Source organism: cf. Phormidesmis sp. LEGE 11477, assembly GCF_015207105.1.
Lineage (GTDB): Bacteria > Cyanobacteriota > Cyanobacteriia > Phormidesmidales > Phormidesmidaceae > Phormidesmis.
In genome coordinates this window covers 1-2,030 of record NZ_JADEXO010000246.1, presented here as the reverse complement: position 1 = coordinate 2,030, position 2,030 = coordinate 1, and the positions used below count along the sequence as shown (strand labels likewise).

Here is a 2,030-nt window from a genome sequence, read left to right as displayed (position 1 = left end):
CGTTTGAGCCGACTCAGTCAGAAGAGACGTATTCGATGGTAACGGCGAACCGATTCTGGTCGCAGATCTTCGGTATTGCGTTCAGCAACAAGCGCTGGCTGCACTTCTTCATGCTGTTCGTTCCAGTAACGGGGCTATGGATGAGTTCGATTGGTATTGTCGGCTTGGCGTTGAACTTGCGAGCGTATGACTTCGTATCGCAGGAGATTCGGGCAGCCGAAGACCCAGAGTTTGAGACGTTCTACACGAAGAACATTTTGTTGAATGAAGGTATTCGTGCGTGGCTAAGTCCTCAGGACCAGCCGCATGAGAAATTTGTATTCCCTGAAGAGGTACTCCCCCGTGGTAACGCTCTCTAATAACAGCTTCGTCGGCGGTGGCCGCGACCAGCCTTCCACTGGCTATGCCTGGTGGTCTGGTAACGCCCGCCTAATTGACCTGTCCGGTAAACTATTGGGCGCACATGTTGCCCACGCCGGCCTAATCGTATTGTGGACGGGTGCGATGACTTTGTTTGAAGTCTCTCACTACATCCCTGAAAAGCCCATGTATGAGCAGGGCTGTATTCTGCTACCTCACCTCGCCACTTTGGGCTGGGGTGTTGGCCCTGGCGGTGAAGTTATCAACCTATTCCCCTACTTTGTAGTGGGTGTACTTCACCTAGTGTCTTCTGCTGTTCTTGGTCTAGGTGGTGTGTATCACGCCCTGCGTGGCCCTGAAACGCTAGAAGAATATTCCAGCTTCTTTAGCCAAGACTGGAAAGACAAAAACCAAATGACTAATATCATCGGCTATCACCTGATCCTGCTTGGTTTAGGTGCCTTTCTCCTGGTGATCAAAGCCTGCTTCTTAGGCGGTGTTTATGACACTTGGGCTCCAGGCGGTGGTGATGTTCGCGTGATCACAAACCCGACCCTCAACCCGGCGGTTATCTTCGGCTATCTGACGACGTCTCCATTCGGCGGCGAAGGTTGGATTGTTGGCGTTAACAACATGGAAGATATCATTGGCGGCCATATTTGGGTTGGTCTGATTTGTATCTCTGGTGGTGTGTTCCACATTTTGACCAAGCCGTTTGGTTGGGCTAGGCGCGCGCTGATTTGGAACGGTGAGGCGTACCTTTCCTACTCCATTGGCGCGGTGTCTCTGATGGCCTTTATCTGCTCCTGTTACGTCTGGTTCAATAACACTGCTTACCCCAGTGAGTTCTACGGCCCAACTAATGCCGAAGCCTCACAGGCTCAGGCCATGACCTTCTTGGTCCGTGACCAGCGCCTAGGTGCCAATATTGGTTCTGCCCAAGGCCCAACTGGTTTAGGTAAGTACCTCATGCGCTCTCCAACTGGAGAGATCATTTTTGGTGGTGAGACTATGCGCTTCTGGGACTTTGACGGTCCTTGGCTCGCTCCTCTGCGTGGTACCAACGGACTCGATCTTGATAAACTCAAGAACGATATCCAGCCATGGCAGGTTCGCCGTGCGGCTGAGTACATGACTCACGCACCCAACGCTTCCATCAACTCCGTAGGTGGCATCATTACCGAGGTTAACTCTGTTAACTTCGTGAACCCCCGACAGTGGCTAGCCTCCTTCCACTTTGTCATGTCCTTCTTCTTCCTAGTGGGTCACCTGTGGCATGCAGGCCGTGCAAGGGCTGCTGAAGGCGGCTTTGAGCGTGGTTTGAACCGTGAAGCAGAGCCTGTATTGTCTATGCCCGACCTTGATTAATTAGCTAATGCTTTCGAGCAACTAGCTAGCGGTAGTTAAGAGTTAAGCAAGAAAGCCTCCGTCATCACGACGGAGGCTTTCTTATTGTCTGTTTGAACATTCCCTCAGCCACTTCTGTTGAGCGTTGAATCGGCGACGGTCCTCACCCGCTGAATACCCAAAGCAGAGTCTTAATAATCCCACCAGTTTTATCCCTTTCGAGGGGTGTGGGGAGGCTATAAACTTTTAGTCATACTGCCATTTACCCCACGATGATCAACACCCCCTACTATCTTCTCCGTGCCAAATCCACTGGCCAATAC

1 protein-coding gene and 1 pseudogene are annotated in these 2,030 nt (G+C 51.7%); both read left to right on the top strand.

Going from position 1 to position 2,030, the window contains the following annotated elements; translation table 11 throughout:
• Positions 1–359 (top strand): annotated as a pseudogene (locus IQ256_RS29015) (photosystem II D2 protein (photosystem q(a) protein)); the annotation flags it as partial.
• Positions 343–1,728 (top strand): photosystem II reaction center protein CP43, encoded by a 1,386-nt coding sequence (gene psbC, locus IQ256_RS29010; protein WP_193859148.1) that lies wholly within the window; start codon positions 343–345, stop codon positions 1,726–1,728. The pseudogene IQ256_RS29015 and the gene psbC, both read left to right, overlap by 17 nt.
• The last annotated feature ends 302 nt before the right edge of the window (positions 1,729–2,030 follow it).